13 protein-coding genes are annotated in these 16,471 nt (G+C 42.3%); 11 read left to right on the plus strand and 2 right to left on the minus strand.

Going from position 1 to position 16,471, the window contains the following annotated elements; translation table 11 throughout:
• The first annotated feature begins 193 nt into the window (after positions 1-193).
• The 7 genes from Q0890_RS13150 to hisC all read left to right on the plus strand — a co-directional run bounded on the left by Q0890_RS13150 (position 194) and on the right by hisC (position 7,602).
• On the plus strand, positions 194-1,051 hold the full coding sequence (locus tag Q0890_RS13150; RefSeq protein ID WP_299221835.1) for a BON domain-containing protein: 858 nt from the start codon (positions 194-196) through the stop codon (positions 1,049-1,051).
• A gap of 120 nt (positions 1,052-1,171) precedes the next feature.
• Positions 1,172-2,161 (plus strand): alpha/beta hydrolase, encoded by a 990-nt coding sequence (locus tag Q0890_RS13155; protein ID WP_299221838.1) that lies wholly within the window; start codon positions 1,172-1,174, stop codon positions 2,159-2,161.
• A 154-nt stretch (positions 2,162-2,315) separates the two neighbouring features.
• The gene (locus Q0890_RS13160) at positions 2,316-2,567 is read left to right on the plus strand and encodes a BolA/IbaG family iron-sulfur metabolism protein (RefSeq protein WP_299188909.1); all 252 of its coding nucleotides are present in this window, start codon (positions 2,316-2,318) and stop codon (positions 2,565-2,567) included.
• Between the two features lie 82 nt (positions 2,568-2,649).
• Positions 2,650-3,918, plus strand: coding sequence for a UDP-N-acetylglucosamine 1-carboxyvinyltransferase (gene murA, locus Q0890_RS13165; RefSeq protein ID WP_299221841.1), 1,269 nt, complete (start codon positions 2,650-2,652; stop codon positions 3,916-3,918).
• 99 nt (positions 3,919-4,017) lie between these two features.
• Complete coding sequence (hisG, locus tag Q0890_RS13170) at positions 4,018-4,713, plus strand: ATP phosphoribosyltransferase (protein ID WP_299221844.1); 696 nt, start codon at positions 4,018-4,020, stop codon at positions 4,711-4,713.
• A gap of 270 nt (positions 4,714-4,983) precedes the next feature.
• A complete protein-coding gene (gene hisD, locus Q0890_RS13175; RefSeq protein ID WP_299221847.1) occupies positions 4,984-6,279 on the plus strand; it encodes a histidinol dehydrogenase in 1,296 nt (431 codons plus the stop codon).
• A gap of 174 nt (positions 6,280-6,453) precedes the next feature.
• Entirely contained in the window at positions 6,454-7,602 is a 1,149-nt protein-coding gene (gene hisC, locus Q0890_RS13180; RefSeq protein ID WP_299221850.1) for a histidinol-phosphate transaminase, read from the plus strand.
• An 86-nt stretch (positions 7,603-7,688) separates the two neighbouring features.
• Here the strand turns inward: hisC and Q0890_RS13185 are convergent, their stop codons facing one another.
• Both Q0890_RS13185 and Q0890_RS13190 read right to left on the minus strand, forming a co-directional pair.
• Complete coding sequence (locus Q0890_RS13185) at positions 7,689-9,398, minus strand: anthranilate synthase component I family protein (RefSeq protein WP_299221853.1); 1,710 nt, start codon at positions 9,396-9,398, stop codon at positions 7,689-7,691.
• Between the two features lie 3 nt (positions 9,399-9,401).
• Positions 9,402-10,652, minus strand: coding sequence for a beta-ketoacyl synthase N-terminal-like domain-containing protein (locus Q0890_RS13190; protein WP_299221856.1), 1,251 nt, complete (start codon positions 10,650-10,652; stop codon positions 9,402-9,404).
• 477 nt (positions 10,653-11,129) lie between these two features.
• On the opposite strand from Q0890_RS13190, the gene Q0890_RS13195 reads away from it, so the two are divergent.
• From Q0890_RS13195 to fusA, 4 genes are all read left to right on the plus strand, one after another.
• Complete coding sequence (locus Q0890_RS13195; protein ID WP_299221858.1) at positions 11,130-12,260, plus strand: EcsC family protein; 1,131 nt, start codon at positions 11,130-11,132, stop codon at positions 12,258-12,260.
• A 373-nt stretch (positions 12,261-12,633) separates the two neighbouring features.
• The gene (rpsL, locus tag Q0890_RS13200) at positions 12,634-13,008 is read left to right on the plus strand and encodes a 30S ribosomal protein S12 (protein ID WP_025646352.1); all 375 of its coding nucleotides are present in this window, start codon (positions 12,634-12,636) and stop codon (positions 13,006-13,008) included.
• A 203-nt stretch (positions 13,009-13,211) separates the two neighbouring features.
• A complete protein-coding gene (rpsG, locus tag Q0890_RS13205; RefSeq protein WP_058369539.1) occupies positions 13,212-13,685 on the plus strand; it encodes a 30S ribosomal protein S7 in 474 nt (157 codons plus the stop codon).
• Between the two features lie 365 nt (positions 13,686-14,050).
• Entirely contained in the window at positions 14,051-16,177 is a 2,127-nt protein-coding gene (fusA, locus tag Q0890_RS13210; RefSeq protein WP_299221863.1) for an elongation factor G, read from the plus strand.
• Positions 16,178-16,471 lie beyond the last annotated feature (294 nt).

Raw genomic sequence — 16,471 nt, forward strand, 5'->3', positions numbered from 1 at the left:
ATCTTCATTGAGTCTCATTACGATTAAATCTTATTATGATTATGATTTTGTATGCAACAAAGCTGATATAACAAACAATATTACCTATAAAATCATTATAATGTTTACTGTGTTCTAGCGACACAAATTTTGCCAAATGCTATTAAGCCTTATACTAAATTTTAAATACTGACTGTGTTTGATGAGGAATATAATGACAAGGTTGTATACATTCAAATCCGTTTATAAAACACCACGTGTCGCTATTAATCGTGCGATGATAGGTGCTGTTTTAATGGCTAGCATGGTTAGTACAGGCTGTACAACCAATTACTTAACCAATAGTACTGAGGGGACTTATGGAGTGCCAGTAACAGAACGTACTATCCCGCAACGTCTGCTCGATCGTAGTATTGAGCACACAGCAAAGATTAATGTTTATGGCTTACAAGAAGATCTACAAACCAATAGCCGAATAAGTATTGATAGCTTTTATAGTGAGGTCCTGCTTACAGGCGAGGTGCCAACAGAGGCGCTAAAGACGCAAATTGAAAAAGTAGTCGGCTCCATGCCCGATGTTCGCCGTGTTTATAACGAGCTAAATGTCAGTGTCGCTAGAGGTTATAGCTCAACCGTCCATGATGGTTATATCACATCAAAATTGATGGCTAAAACTGCGGCTAATAATGCAGTCAAAGCATCACAATTAAAAGCTGTGACTAATGATGGTGTGGTCTATATCATGGGTAGAGTGACACCCACACAGCAAAGTCATCTAATCGATATTGCCAATAGTACGGCTGGTATTACTGAATTGGTCTTACTAACGACAGTCGTAGACAATAGAGGTTTGCCTATTAATGACGCAGACATTATGTCAGAGAGTGAGCCCAAAAACACTGCTACGCAAGCAACCAGTACAGGACCTATTGTCAGAGAGATCGAACCTGCAACGGCCGCGGGCAACGTAGCACCCACTACGCCAGTAGCGAATAATAGTGCGTCAGAAGCTGGTGACCTAACTGAACAACCATCTTCTAGCCCTTATGTTAATTTATACCAAAATCCATAAGCTAGCTGGTGTTATGAGCGCTTCGTAAAGTAGAGCCCTCCTTAGTCACAACTTTGGATCAATCGCTATGTCAGTCAACCTCATGGTAACTACGAGCTGGCAATAATAAGGATAACAATAATGAAAGGTTCAAACTTTGATTATGCACAACAAGCAATGGACACGACTGCGTCAACCAGTGACATCTCTGCCCGCAAGCCATCTAACCATAAGTTGAAGCTGGTAGGTGCAAGTATAGTAGCCGTAGGTGCTATTACCTTTGCAACCCAGCAGGCTCAAGCATTGTCAGCGCTGGCTGTGGTGAACGGTATCACTGCAAACGGTGGCGTGGGTGTCAGTAAAGATATATTGTATGGCGATGAGCCGTTACAAGATTTGGATATTTACTATCCAAAACTGTTGGCGCAGGGTATGAAAGCCGGAAACACTATCGTGGATACTTATCCAATGGTTGTGTTTGTACATGGGGGCTCGTGGGAGAGTGGTAGTAAAGATGAGTATGCGTTTGTTGGTCAAAGCTTAGCCCAAGCAGGTTACGTGACCGCAGTCATCAACTATCGAAAAGCTCCTGAGCATGTATACCCTGATTACGTTAAAGACGCTGCACAGGCAGTTGCATGGAGTATTAATAACGCCTCAAGTATTCATGTCGACCCTAAGCGCTTAGCTGTCATTGGTCATTCTGCTGGCGCGTTCAATGCGGTAGCTGCCGTTTCTAATGAAGATTTTTTGACACCTTACGGCATTAAACCAAACGATATCGCTGCCGTTATTGGTATTGCCGGTCCTTATAGCTATGACTTTCGTAAATTTGCTAGTGTGACTGCTTTTAGCGCCGATGATACGCCAGATGACGTGATGCCTGATCGCCAAATAAAGGGTACGCAGCCACCGTACTTACTATTGACTGCCGAAAACGACAAAACCGTGCACGATACAAATACTATCAAAATGACTCAAGCATTAAATGACTACGGTGCCAATGTCGAAAATGGCCAAATTAAAGGCGCCAGTCATGCCACGAGTATCGGAGCGATGGCACCACCATTACGCTGGGTTAATGATGTACGTGCGCAAGTATTAACGTATCTAAACAAAACGTTAAAGTAAATAGACTAACAGTCGTAGAGTTGACACTCATGCTTGTGAGTAGACAATACTGTAAGATGGCTAAACTCTTGTTATAATAATGCCTTTATATGAGGCATAGCCTTCTTATATAGATCATACAAACATTACTTTTAATATAATAATAGGATTTTTTATGAGCATGAACGCTGATGATTTGATTGCATTTTTACAGCAGCATTTCCCAGATGCTTTTATTCAAGCTGCCAATCAAGGCAATAAGTTTGATGTACGTGTCGTCGATGCCAGCTTTGAGGGCAAACGTGCGGTACAGCGACAGCAAGCTATTTATGGCTTGGTAAATGATAAGATTGCCAGCGGTGACATTCATGCGCTCAATATTCAAGCATTGACGCCTGCTGAGTGGGAAGCACAGTCTCAAGGTTAAACGGTTCTTATTTTTATAATGCAAGCTTTTGATTTTTATTCATCGCATTCTTCTTCACATATATAGCTAGGTTGTCACTTTTATGGATCAGTTTTTAATCACCGGTAGTAGTCGTATCGCAGGGGAAGTTACTATCTCTGGCGCCAAAAATGCCGCTTTGCCTTTGCTTGCAGCTATGATATTAGCTGAGACGCCCACCACCTTGCATAACGTGCCTTCACTACAAGATGTGCGTACATTGATTAAGCTGATCGCTGGCATGGGTATCGATATTCAAAAGCAAGGCGATACCGTCACTTGTGATACCAAAAGTATCGATAATTTCTATGCACCTTATGATCTTGTCAAGACAATGCGTGCATCGATTTTGGTATTGGGGCCGCTACTGGCGCGTTTTGGTGAAGCAGAAGTCTCACTACCAGGCGGCTGTGCGATAGGCTCACGTCCCGTTGATCAACATCTAAAAGCCTTTGAGGCAATGGGCGCTCATATTACTGTAGAGAACGGCTACGTCAAAGCCCAGGCTCCTAAAGGTGGCAGGCTGATTGGTTGTCACTTCTCTTTTGATATGATCACCGTTGGTGGTACCGAAAACGTCATTATGGCGGCGGCACTAGCCAAAGGCACGACTGTCTTAGGTAACTGCGCACTTGAGCCAGAGGTGGTTGATTTGGCCAATATGCTGGTTGCAATGGGCGCTAAGATTAGCGGTATTGGTACAGCGACCATGACGATTGAAGGGGTAGAGCGCTTACAAGGTTGTGAGTACTCAGTAGTCCCTGATCGCATTGAAACGGGCTCGTATTTAGCAGGCGCCTTGATGACTCGCGGAGATGTACTAACCAAAAAAACCAATGCAGCACTACTATATCCGGTGCTAGAGAAGTTTGAGGCAATGGGTGCGACGATTACAACGGGTGAGGACTGGATACGTGCACAGATGGCAGGACGTCCGCATCCTGTTGATATTCGTACCCAGCCACATCCTGGGTTTCCCACAGACATGCAAGCTCAGTTGATGGCAATTTGTTGTCTGGCAGATGGGACAAGCACCATTATCGAAAATATCTTCGAAAATCGCTATATGCATGTACCTGAGCTCAATCGTTTGGGTGCCTCTATTCAGGTAGATGGTCATACAGCGGTGGTCAAAGGTATCGAGCACTTTACAGCGGCGCCAGTCATGGCAACGGACTTACGCGCATCGATGTCATTGGTAATGGCAGCATCTGCCGCTGAAGGTGAGAGCTTGATTGACCGTATTTATCATATTGATCGCGGTTACGAAGATGTCGAAAACAAACTTCGCGCCTTAGGGGTTAATATTGAGCGTATCAATACTAACGACTAGATTTATAATATCTTGCGTAGGGCGCTTATTTTTATCAGCGGTATAACACACAGTCCCTAACCTTTAGGGACATCAATTTTATATGGACACCTTGTCATTATGACTGAGCAAAATGAACGCTTACAGACTAACGACTTATTAAATGAAGTAGACAATGAGTTTAATGGCCTCACTTTAGCATTATCAAAAGGTCGTATTTTAGAAGAGACAATGCCGCTACTACAGGCGGCTGGCGTTGATTTACTAGAAGACCCTGATGCATCACGTAAACTTATCTTCCCTACCTCAAACCCAAACGTGCGTGTACTTATCCTGCGCGCTAGTGATGTGCCAACCTATGTAGAACATGGCGCCGCTGATTTTGGGGTAGCAGGTAAAGACGTACTTCTTGAACACGGTGCCAATCATGTCTATGAATTGTTAGACTTAAAGATTGCTCAATGTAAGCTTATGACAGCAGGCGTAAAAGATGCAGCATTGCCCAATCGTCGTCTGCGTATTGCGACCAAATATGTCAATGTTGCTCGTGCCTACTTTGCCAGTCAAGGCCAGCAAGTAGACGTGATCAAGCTTTATGGTTCTATGGAGCTTGCACCGTTAGTCGGTTTGGGTGACTTGATCGTTGATGTGGTCGATACGGGCAATACACTACGAGCGAACGGTCTAGAGCCGCGTGAGCATATTTGTGATGTATCATCTCGTTTGATCGTTAACCAAGTCAGCTATAAGCGTAAGTTTGCGCTACTCGAGCCTATTCTTGAGAGCTTTAAAAACAGTATTGCGGCTGCTTCTTGATTATCACATGGTTGATCAATATTGAACGTAGATCATACTTATTATTAATAATATAAAAGGATGTTATGTGAGTTTTAAAACCAGTTTGGCGTTCTATAATGAATATAGCGTGCTAAACTGGTTTTTTAGTAGATAACTACTGAGAAAACTTCATTGTCATTTAGCTAAAATAGCTATAGTTAGTTTATTAGAAGCTATTATTACGGTTTAATTGTTTTCGTAGTTTTTACTTTCTCAGCAGTCTTTTTGGCTTAAACACAGGATTAGATCATGCGCCAGTTAAGTACCCAAGATACCGATTTTGAACAGCAGTTAAAGGATCTGCTGGCCTTTGAGACAGTCAATGATGTTGATCTGTTAAAGACTGTTGATGATATCATTGCTCAGGTACGTCATGATGGTGATAAGGTGGTGCTAGCATTGACCCAAAAGTTTGATCAGCATCCAGCAACGACGATACAAGAGTTAGAATTGTCTAAACAATCACTCGCTGAAGCTTTTGACAGTTTAGACGAAAAAGTGAAGTCGGCACTGACCACAGCAGCGACGCGTGTGCAGACGTTTCATAAACGTCAAGTTCAAGAAACATGGCAATATGAAGATGAGTTGGGAAATCGCTTAGGACAAAAAGTGACGCCGCTTGATCGCGTGGGTATTTATGTACCAGGCGGGCTCGCATCTTATCCATCTTCTGTACTGATGAATGCTATTCCTGCAAAAGTCGCTGGCGTCACAGAAGTTATCATGGTTGTGCCAGCCCCCAATGGCGTACTAAACCCCTTAGTATTGGCAGCCGCGCATTTGGCACAAGTCGATCGCGTGTTTACGATTGGTGGCGCTCAGGCCGTGGCAGCGTTAGCGTATGGTACCAAAACTATTCCAGCGGTAGACAAAATCACTGGTCCTGGCAATAAGTATGTGGCAGCCGCCAAACGAGCCGTATTTGGGCAGGTAGGTATCGATATGATAGCTGGTCCCTCTGAAGTGCTGGTGTATGCAGAAGGTGAAGCGCATGACCGTGCCGATTGGTTAGCCATGGATCTGTTGTCTCAAGCTGAGCATGACCGTATTGCTCAAGCGATTTTTGTGACGACAAGCAGCGAGCAGTTAGCACAAGTCGCTACAGAGATTGAAAACGCACTGGCAGAATTGCCAAAAGCAGATATCGCTCGCGACTCATTACAGAATCGTGGCGCGCTTATCCTAGTCAAAGATAGAAGCGAGGGTATGGCTTTAATCAATCGTATTGCGCCTGAGCATTTAGAGCTGTCTGTTGATGACCCCGATGCGCTACTCGATGATATTCGTCATGCGGGTGCTATCTTTATGGGACGTCATACGCCTGAGGCAATCGGTGACTACTGTGCAGGGCCCAATCATGTGCTACCAACCTCAGGGACTGCGCGTTTTTCTTCGCCGCTCGGTGTATACGATTTTCAAAAGAAATCATCTATCATTTATTGTAGTGAAGGCGGTAGCAAGCCATTGGCTGAGACCGCTGACATTTTAGCGCAGCACGAAGACTTAGAAGCTCATGCGCGCTCAGCTCGTTATCGTTACCAGTAAAATACCTATACATAGACGTTATATAGACAGAATAGCGGATATAAAGAACCCTTTATCAGAAATATATAGTGGTTATAACTGAGGCTGTATAGAATTTAATAAGATATCATCAAAACATTATTATTACTGTCATTTTAGGTCTTGCAACCCTTTTAGCTACTAGTAGGATAACTTATGAGTGAACAAAAAGTTGATACCAGACTTTGGTCGTCTAAAGCACGTAACTTGTCACCTTACGTCCCTGGTGAGCAGCCCCAGCATGCCAATTTGTGTAAACTAAACACCAATGAAAACCCATTTCCACCATCTCCGAAGGTAGGGGAGGCCATTGCTAACGTCTTAGAGCAGCAGGCTTATGATTTACGTCTGTATCCAGCCCCTGAATCTGATGATCTGCGTGCATCATTAGCCGAGTTATATAATCTTGATATAAACGAGGTATTTGTCGGTAATGGCTCGGATGAAGTTCTCGCTTTAGTATTTGCCAGCTTTTTTCTAAAAGAGCGTCCTGTATTAGCACCAGATATCAGCTACAGCTTTTATCCTGTTTATGCGCAGACTTTCGGTGTAGAGCTGGTACAGATTGCATTGGAAGATGATTTTAGTATCGATCCCGATGCTTATCGTCAGCCTTGTAGCGGTATCATTATTGCCAATCCCAATGCGCCAACAGGTCTATTATTATCGCTTGCCGATATTCGTAAACTTGCCAGCGAGCACTCCAATTCAGTGATAGTCATTGATGAAGCTTATATTGACTTTGCTTGTATAGATGAGACCAACTCTAGCACGCAAGTTTCAGCAGTCAGTTTGATCAACGAGTTCGATAATATATTGGTGACTCAAACCTTTTCAAAGTCTCGATCACTTGCTGGACTACGTGTGGGTATGGCTTTTGGTAATGCCTCATTAATCGAGGCGTTGACGCGTATGAAGAATAGCTTTAATAGCTATCCATTAGATAAGTTAGCGCAAGCTGGAGCAACTGCTAGCGTTTTAGATAATGATTATTTTGAGCAAACCCGCCAACAAGTCATTGATCTGCGCAAGTCATTGACGACTCAGCTAACAACACTTGGCTATCAAGTACTGCCATCGCATGCCAACTTTGTATTTGCTCGTCCTAAAGATGGAAATGCAAGCGCAGTGGCCGCTAAGTTACGCGAGCAAGGCATCATTGTGCGTCATTTTGATAAGCCGCGCATTCAAGAATACCTTCGTATTACTGTTGGTACGCAAGCACAGCATGAGCGCTTGATTGATGCACTGACCGCTATGCAAACGTATAGCGAAGATAGTGAGACTATCTCAAATATGGGCTAAGTTTTCGTCAGGACAATATTAAATGATTGGTTGATAGCAGAGTTCACTATATAAGATTTGCATGCCGAAATATTTGGTACAAATTCTTATATGATGTCTGATTGGTTCAATACGTTTAGTAGATTGCCCACTTTGTCGAGACACTCTTGATATTCTTCTTCAAGATCAGAAGCGACAGTGATACCGCCGCCTGCCCATAAGCTGACCTCTGTCTCGGTATTTGCTAAGTTATTAGCTTGCAACGTACGAATGAGTACATTCCACTGTCCACTTCCATCAAAATTCATATAGCCCATGGTGCCACAATAGGCACCACGCGGTGCTGTTTCTAATTCAGAAATAATTTCAACGGCGCGTTTTTTGGGTGTACCAGTGATTGAACCTGCAGGTAGACTGCCAAACAATACGGCTAATGGGTGAGTCTCTACTCTGAGCTCGGCGGTGATGGTACTTACCATATGATGGACATTACTAAAGCTTTCGATAGCGAACAGATGCGGCACTTTCACACTGCCAGTTTTGGCATATTTACCTAAGTCATTACGCAATAAATCAACAATCATAACGTTCTCAGCTCGATCTTTATCACTGTCAATGAGTTGCTGCTTTAACATTAAGTCTTGCTTATCAGTGCTACCTCTAGGACGCGTGCCTTTAATAGGCTTTGTAATAATATGGTGAGAGCCTGTAGCCGTACTGTTTATAAAAGTAAAAAACAGCTCAGGTGAACAGCTTAATATCTCAAAGCTTAAAGGTGAGTTGTTAAGCTCTTTAACGCTTTTAGTATGATTATTAGCTACTAAATGCTCAGGTTTTTCATCATCTAAATGATTGTGAGCTCCTAAGTAGCCTGCAAATGGTGCTTGTGTATTTTGGTATAGGGCAGGTAGGTAATCGATAAGAGACGTCATAGAGCTGTTATTGTCATATGAGCCATCCAACTTATGAAGACAACCTTGCCATGCTTGCGTCAGATTGATTTGGTAACAATCGCCCTGTTGTAGATAGTCTTGGGTTTTTCTAAAAGCATTATAGTAGTCCCTTTTATGCCACTGTGCATTTAATATTAAGGGCGTCAGTTGACAGTGAATAACCTGGGCTATTGTTTTTATATTAGACAACTCAAGGTCTAATGCATCCAAATACGATATAAGCTTAGCTACTGCCAAGTTTGTTAATGGGCTATCAACATCTGATTTTATAGTATTTAACGTCCAGCCAGCTTTGTTTATAACAGACTGAGTCAAGTATATATCGTAATGCCCTAAGACAGCACAAGGCTGCGCTGCCAGCTCGATTTTAGCTGCTGGACTCAGCTCATGCGCGGCAATATCATAACCAATAAAACCTACTAAACCGTGATGATAATTTGGCTTCTCATAGAGTGTGTTTAGAGAGTTTAAAGCAGTATTGTTAGCCTCATGAGCTCGACTATAAACAATTAACTCGTCCTGCCACTTGGTATAACTCATATATGCTGTCGTAACAGCATTCTCATCATTGCGGCAGTGTTTTATTACTTTATAGGTAGGCGGCTGTGTATGAGAGGTTTGATTATGAGCAGGATATACAGACCAGCTTACTTTGGGTAGTAGGCCAATCACAGGATGTCCATCATTATTTAGCCAGACTAATTGCCAGTTTGCATTGCTATCTTTTGCAAGCAAATGCTGCTGTAGTTTTGGTAGCAGTTCTGTGGCCGACAACTCGCCAAAACGCCAGCTATTTTTGATAGCTGGCGTTTGTACAAAGTGAGTCTGTTTGGTCGTATCTTGAAAAGCGTTCGGTGCAAGCATGTTTTAAGCGTCAAACCTTTTAATAATCAAGGTCGCGTTAGTACCACCAAACCCAAAGCTATTACTCATCAGGGTGTCTAGCTGGGTTTCACGTAGCTCAGTGACGATATCAAACGGTGCTGCTGCCTCATCGATATTTTCGATGTTGATACTTGGCGCGATAAAATCTTCTTGTAGCATAAGCAAGCAATAGATTAACTCTTGCGCGCCAACTGCTCCTAGGCTATGACCTGTCATTGATTTGGTTGAGCTAATAGGGGGAACAGAGTTTTGCGTGGTAGGGTCAGCATCAGAGCAAAATACTTTGGCGATGGCTTTTAGCTCAGTAATATCCCCTAACGGTGTACTGGTACCATGAGTATTGATATAGTCAACACGCTCTAATCCTGCTTGATCTAACGCCTGCTGCATACAACGTACCGCACCTTCTCCACTCGGAGCAACCATTTCTGCGCCATCAGAGCTGGCACCGTAGCCGACGATCTCAGCCAAAATATTTGCGCCACGCGCTTTGGCATGCTCGAGACTCTCAACCACTACCATTGCACCGCCACCAGCAATTACAAAGCCATCACGATCTTTATCATAAGCGCGTGAAGATTGTTTGGGTACATCGTTGTACTGAGTACTCATGGCACCCATAGCATCAAACATACAAGACTGGGTCCAATCTTCAGCTTCACTACCACCAGCAAGTACCACATCAGCCTTACCCAATTGAATAAGCTCAGCTGCATGTCCAATACAATGGGTTGATGTTGCACAAGCTGAAGAAATAGAGTAGGAAACCCCTTGGATTTTTAGTCCAGTTGCAAGCGCAGCTGATACCGAACTACTCATAGTCTTAGGTACTGCCATTGCACCGACCCCACGTAAACCTTTTTCACGCATAGAATCAACAGCACTGACAACATCTCCTGTCGATGCGCCACCCGAGCCTGCAACCACGCCAACACGCGGATTATGATTGATGGTCTCAAGGGACAATCCAGACTGTTTGATAGCCGCCAACGCACTCACATACGCATAAAGGCTTGCATCGCTGAAAAAACGCTTTAACTTACGATCAATACCGGAAGTGTCTAACGCAGTCTTATCGATGCTACCACTAACTTGCGACTTAAACCCTTGTTCAGCATAAGTCTCATTGAATCTAATGCCAGACTCTCCTTGCTTAAGAGCAGATGTAACGGCGTCTAAATCATGTCCGATACAAGAGACAATCCCTGCTCCAGTAATCACAACTCGGCGCATATTCCATTCCTTATAATAATAAATTACTATCGATATATCTAAAAATTACTGACCAATATCTATAACTATAATTTAACCATATATAGATTTGCAGGTTATTACGTCAATATTACAACAACGTATTAACGAAGCAAAAACTGTACTTAAGTACAAACGTTATAATATGTTCTATTATAGCATTCCTAGATAAAGTAGATGGGTTAAAAATCTAACTTATATACAGTATGGAGGATAAGTAAGAATAGAAATAAACCACACTCTTGGATACAAATTTTGCGACATTAATAACATTGTTCACACTGACATAGAGTCTAAGAAATAGATAAGATAACGGCTCAAACACTGATATAAGTACGTATCATTGTTCTTTTTGCCCATATTTACTAGTATGTTAATATATCTAATATATGACTACATAAAGTAAAGGCATACCGACTAATTATTAGGTTGTTTAACCACCATTTTAAGGATATAACGATGGCAAAGCGTAGTACTCTCTCTCAAGGTATCAATACTATTGGTCATTTTACTCGTAATAATCTTGAGCGTATGGGCTCGCTCATTGATAGTGCTAATGCTAAAGCAGGTAAACCACGTCAATATAAAGCGGTAAATTTGGGCGATGAAGACTTCCAACAAGATCTGTTCCGGGAGCAAACCTTAAAAACGACCCAGCAGCTATTAGGTTCACGCTTTGCCACCTATGGTAAATATGCTAAAAAAGTTGTTCCTAATAGTTTGTTCAAATCTGTATTAGACAGCTCTTTTGTTCAGGTTGCAAAACTTGCAGCGAGCTGGAGTCAACTAGACTTACCTAATGAGCATCGTTTTGCTGATATTACTGCATTGGATGATGAAGAGCGTTATGCATTAGCGACTGATATTGCTAACCAGAATAGAGCGTTGGCGACTTTGGGCGGTTTGACGGGCTTAGCAGGGTTGCCAGGATTGTTGGCTGATACGCTATGGTTGCTATTGGTGTCTTTACGCTCTGTTTATCAATTAGCGGCTGTTTACGATCAACCTTTAACGGGTAAACAAGGTATAAAAATGGCTTATGAGCTGCTTGCCAGTGCAGATTTGAGCAAAATGCAAGAAAAACAAGCCCTATTGGCAGGTATTGGGGTAGGAAAAGGCCTACTTGATAATGCTCAAAGTCGCGGTTTGCACAGCGAGTTACAGAACCTTGGGCTCAAAAACCAAAATGTTAATTTTTATGCAGAGCAAATAGATAACATTGCTGGACAAGTAGGGTTTGATTTGGATCAAGTCGATTTAACATGGTTACGTCGTTTGTTACCCGTGTCAGCGGTAGCTGTTGGTATGCATTATAATAGTCGTTTGATTGATGAAGTGCTTGGCGTTGCTCAAGCGACTTTTGCGCCAGAGCCAAAACTTGCCAATCGTTTTATTACTGATGATAGTAGCAGTGAAGAACAAGTCAAACAAATGGCAAGCGATGAAGACTCAAATGAAGAAAGTAAGTCAGAAGAGTCCGACAGTGATTCTATACAAGAAGAATCCGATACGTCGACTAAAAATGATAATAATGACAATAAAGCAGATGATAAAACCGTTGACGCCAAGAACAAAGCAGATACTAAGTAGATGAGCATAGCGTTGACTGGTAACATATTATCCAAAACGCAGTAAACATACCTAGAGCTGTCTTGAAAAGTAAGCTGGCAACGCCATATATACGATAACAAGCCTAGTACTCAATAATTTTTCAGAAGTAGGTAGTAAGCTTTTTATGTGTACATTTAATGCTTTGTAATATCACTAACTGGTAGCAAGTATACTTGATACATATATTTTAGGTATTGTAAAGTAGCATTGTCTATAAGTAGTTGAAATAGCAGTAACAACTCTTTATAATACATTGTCCTAAAAATGGGTACCCCAAAATTTTCATGTTTATGGAAAGGATGGCAGGTTTGCCCATTTTTTTGTTTTATACCAAACGGGAGAAGGATGCCTTATGGCAACAACTAACCAATTGATTCGTAAGGGTCGCAAAACCATCAAGGAAAAGTCAAAAGTTCCTGCGTTACAAGCGTGCCCACAACGCCGTGGTGTATGTACTCGTGTATATACTACTACGCCAAAAAAACCCAACTCAGCAATGCGTAAAGTTTGCCGTGTACGTTTGACTTCAGGTTATGAAGTATCAAGCTATATCGGTGGTGAAGGTCACAACTTACAAGAGCATAGTGTTGTACTTATCCGCGGTGGTCGTGTAAAAGATCTACCAGGTGTACGTTATCACACTGTTCGCGGCGCATTAGACTGTGCAGGCGTTAAAGACCGTAAGCAAGGTCGTTCTAAATATGGTGCGAAGAAGCCTAAAGCTTAATATTATATTAGCCCCGCTTAATCGTATCACCCATTAACTGTGCATGGGCTTGGTGTTAACCGCTTTATTGATAAGACCAATAATAGGTCGTTATAACATACCGCCATGCAGTAAGGCTGACTGACAACTTGATATATCACCTACATTATTAAATGGTGCCATGTTGTGAATGTCGGACACTCCTGAAGACAAGGAAATTTATTATGCCAAGACGTCGCGTCGTTGCTACCCGTGAGATCCTTCCAGATCCTAAGTTTGGTAGCCAAACCATCGCTAAATTCATCAACCATGTAATGAGTGATGGTAAAAAGTCTACTGCCGAACGTATCGTTTATGGTGCGCTTGATACAGTTAGTCAAAAGCGTAACATCGAAGATCCAGTATCTTTTTTCGAAGAAGTTTTAGAAAATGTACGTCCTATGGTTGAAGTGAAAGCTCGCCGTGTTGGTGGTGCAACCTATCAAGTACCAATGGAAGTACGCCCCTCCCGTCGTACCGCATTGGCTATGCGTTGGTTGGCTGAAGCTGCTGCTAAACGTTCTGAAAAATCAATGTCTTTACGCCTTGCTGGCGAATTGTCTGATGCTTCAGAAGGTAAAGGCAATGCTATGAAAAAGCGTGATGAAGTTCACCGTATGGCAGATGCAAACAAAGCATTCTCTCATTATCGCTTCTAAGCCGCTTACTAATAGTGCTCTACATTAAGTTATAGATTGATAGATCGCTTTAACTGATTTTATATTTTCTATTCTACTGATTGCCGCCACTCTTTATCCAGTTTATAAAAGGTTTAGCCTATTTTTAACTGGGTGGCGGCTATCTATCAAGATGTTTTCTAGCAATGGTCCTTTTTAAATAAACAAATTACCTATTAGAAAACATCTCAAGTTTTATGCCACTATATTCTTAGTATTTGCTCTTTTTTGTCCGTATTAGGCCCAATAATCAGTAAGTAATATTACGAAGCTGACTGCTTTGTCATAGAGTATTAGGCAGAGACACAACACATTATTATATACACGAATTTCCTTAGGAAAACACTATGGCTCGTAAAACTCCCCTAAAACGCTATCGCAATATCGGTATCTCAGCGCATATTGATGCTGGTAAAACGACTACTACTGAGCGTGTTTTATTCTATACCGGTGTTAGCCACAAAATTGGTGAAACCCATGATGGTGCGGCTACCATGGACTGGATGGAGCAAGAACAAGAGCGCGGTATTACTATTACTTCAGCAGCAACGACTTGCTTCTGGTCAGGTATGGCTAAGCAATTCGACGAACACCGTATCAACATCATTGATACCCCAGGTCACGTTGACTTCACCATTGAAGTTGAACGTTCTATGCGTGTACTTGATGGCGCGTGCATGGTTTACTGTGCAGTAGGCGGCGTTCAGCCACAGTCTGAGACCGTATGGCGTCAGGCAAACAAATACCAAGTGCCACGTTTGGCATTCGTTAATAAAATGGATCGCGTTGGCGCTGATTTTTATCGTGTTATCGAGCAAATCAAAACTCGTCTAGGTGGTAAACCTGTACCGTTGGTTATCCCAATTGGTAAAGAAGACGATTTTGAAGGTGTTGTCGATCTTGTCACTATGAAAGCTATTTACTGGGATGAAGCCTCTCAGGGTATGGAATACGACGAGCGCGATATTCCAGCGGAACTACAAGACAAAGCAGAAGAGTACCGCGAGTATCTAGTAGAAAATGCTGCTGAAGCATCAGAAGAATTAATGAATGAGTATCTTGAAAATGGCGAATTGACTCAAGAACAAATTCACAGCGCGCTTCGTCAATTGACCATCGACAACGAAATCATTCCATTGCTTTGTGGTACTGCCTTTAAGAACAAGGGCGTACAAAAGATGCTAGATGCGGTTATTCAGTATCTACCAGCTCCAATGGATGTACCAGCTATTCGTGGTATTCTTGACGACAAAGATGAGACTGAAGGTACGCGTGAAGCTTCTGATGAAGCGCCTTTCTCAGCACTAGCGTTTAAGATTATGAACGATAAGTTCGTTGGTAACTTAACATTCGTACGTGTTTATTCTGGCGTTATTAAGCAGGGCAGCAGTGTTTATAACCCTGTTAAAATGAAGCGTGAGCGTGTAGGCCGTATTGTCCAAATGATGGCAGATTCACAGCAAGAGCTAGAAGAGATTCGTACTGGCGATATCGCAGCTCTAGTTGGTATGAAAGACGTAGGTACTGGTGATACGTTATGTGATGAGAGCAACGTTATTACTCTTGAGCGTATGGAATTTCCAGATCCAGTTATCAGTCTAGCTGTTGAGCCTAAGACTAAAGCTGACCAAGAAAAGATGTCTATTGCTTTGGGCCGTTTGGCAAAAGAAGATCCATCGTTCCGTGTACACACTGACGAAGAATCTGGTCAGACGATCATTAGCGGTATGGGCGAGCTACATTTAGAGATTCTAGTTGACCGTATGAAGCGTGAATTCAACGTTGAAGCGAACATCGGTGCGCCGCAGGTTGCTTATCGTGAGACGATTCGTAATACTGTTGAACAAGAAGGCAAATTTGTACGTCAGACTGGTGGTCGTGGTAAGTTTGGTCACGTTTGGTTACGTCTTGAGCCACTTGATCCAGCGGGCGAAACTGAGTATGAATTCGCTGAAGAAGTTGTTGGCGGTACTGTACCAAAAGAATTCCATGGTGCTGTTGATAAAGGTATCCAAGAGCGCATGAAAAACGGCGTACTTGCTGGTTACCCAGTTGTTGGCGTAAAAGCAACTTTGTATGATGGTTCTTATCATGATGTCGATTCTGATGAATTATCGTTCAAAATGGCAGGTTCTATGGCCTTTAGAAAAGGTTTCATGGCAGCGGATCCAGCGCTACTTGAGCCAGTGATGAAAGTAGAAGTTGAAACACCTGAAGATTACATGGGTGACATCATGGGCGATCTTAACCGTCGTCGTGGTTTAGTTCAGGGTATGGAAGATCTACCTGGTGGTACTAAACAGATCCGTGCTGAAGTACCATTAGCAGAAATGTTTGGTTATGCCACTCAAATGCGCTCTATGTCACAAGGCCGTGCTACGTATTCAATGGAATTCCAAAAGTATGCGGAAATTCCAAAGTCAGTAGCTGCTGAAATCATCTCTAAATTCAACTCTAAAGATGACGATGAGTAAGTAAGAAATTGCTAAATAAGACAATCTAACGCAAATCTTTGTATTGTCAGTAGAGAATATGCCAATAACTTGTTAAAAGACTTGTTATTGGTTGTAATTTTCTTATAATATCTGCACATCGAATGTGCAACCTTTTAACATTTATCTTAATGTGCTTAGTACTATCTAATTAAAGTATTCATATTATTTGAATACTTTAGTCAAGTAACTAGGCCCAAATAAAGAGGAACTACCCATGGCAAAGGCCAAGTTTGAACGCAACAAGCCCCACGTCAACGTCGGCACCATCGGACA

It is taken from the genome of uncultured Psychrobacter sp., assembly GCF_947488565.1.
Classification (GTDB): Bacteria; Pseudomonadota; Gammaproteobacteria; order Pseudomonadales; family Moraxellaceae; genus Psychrobacter; species Psychrobacter saeujeotis.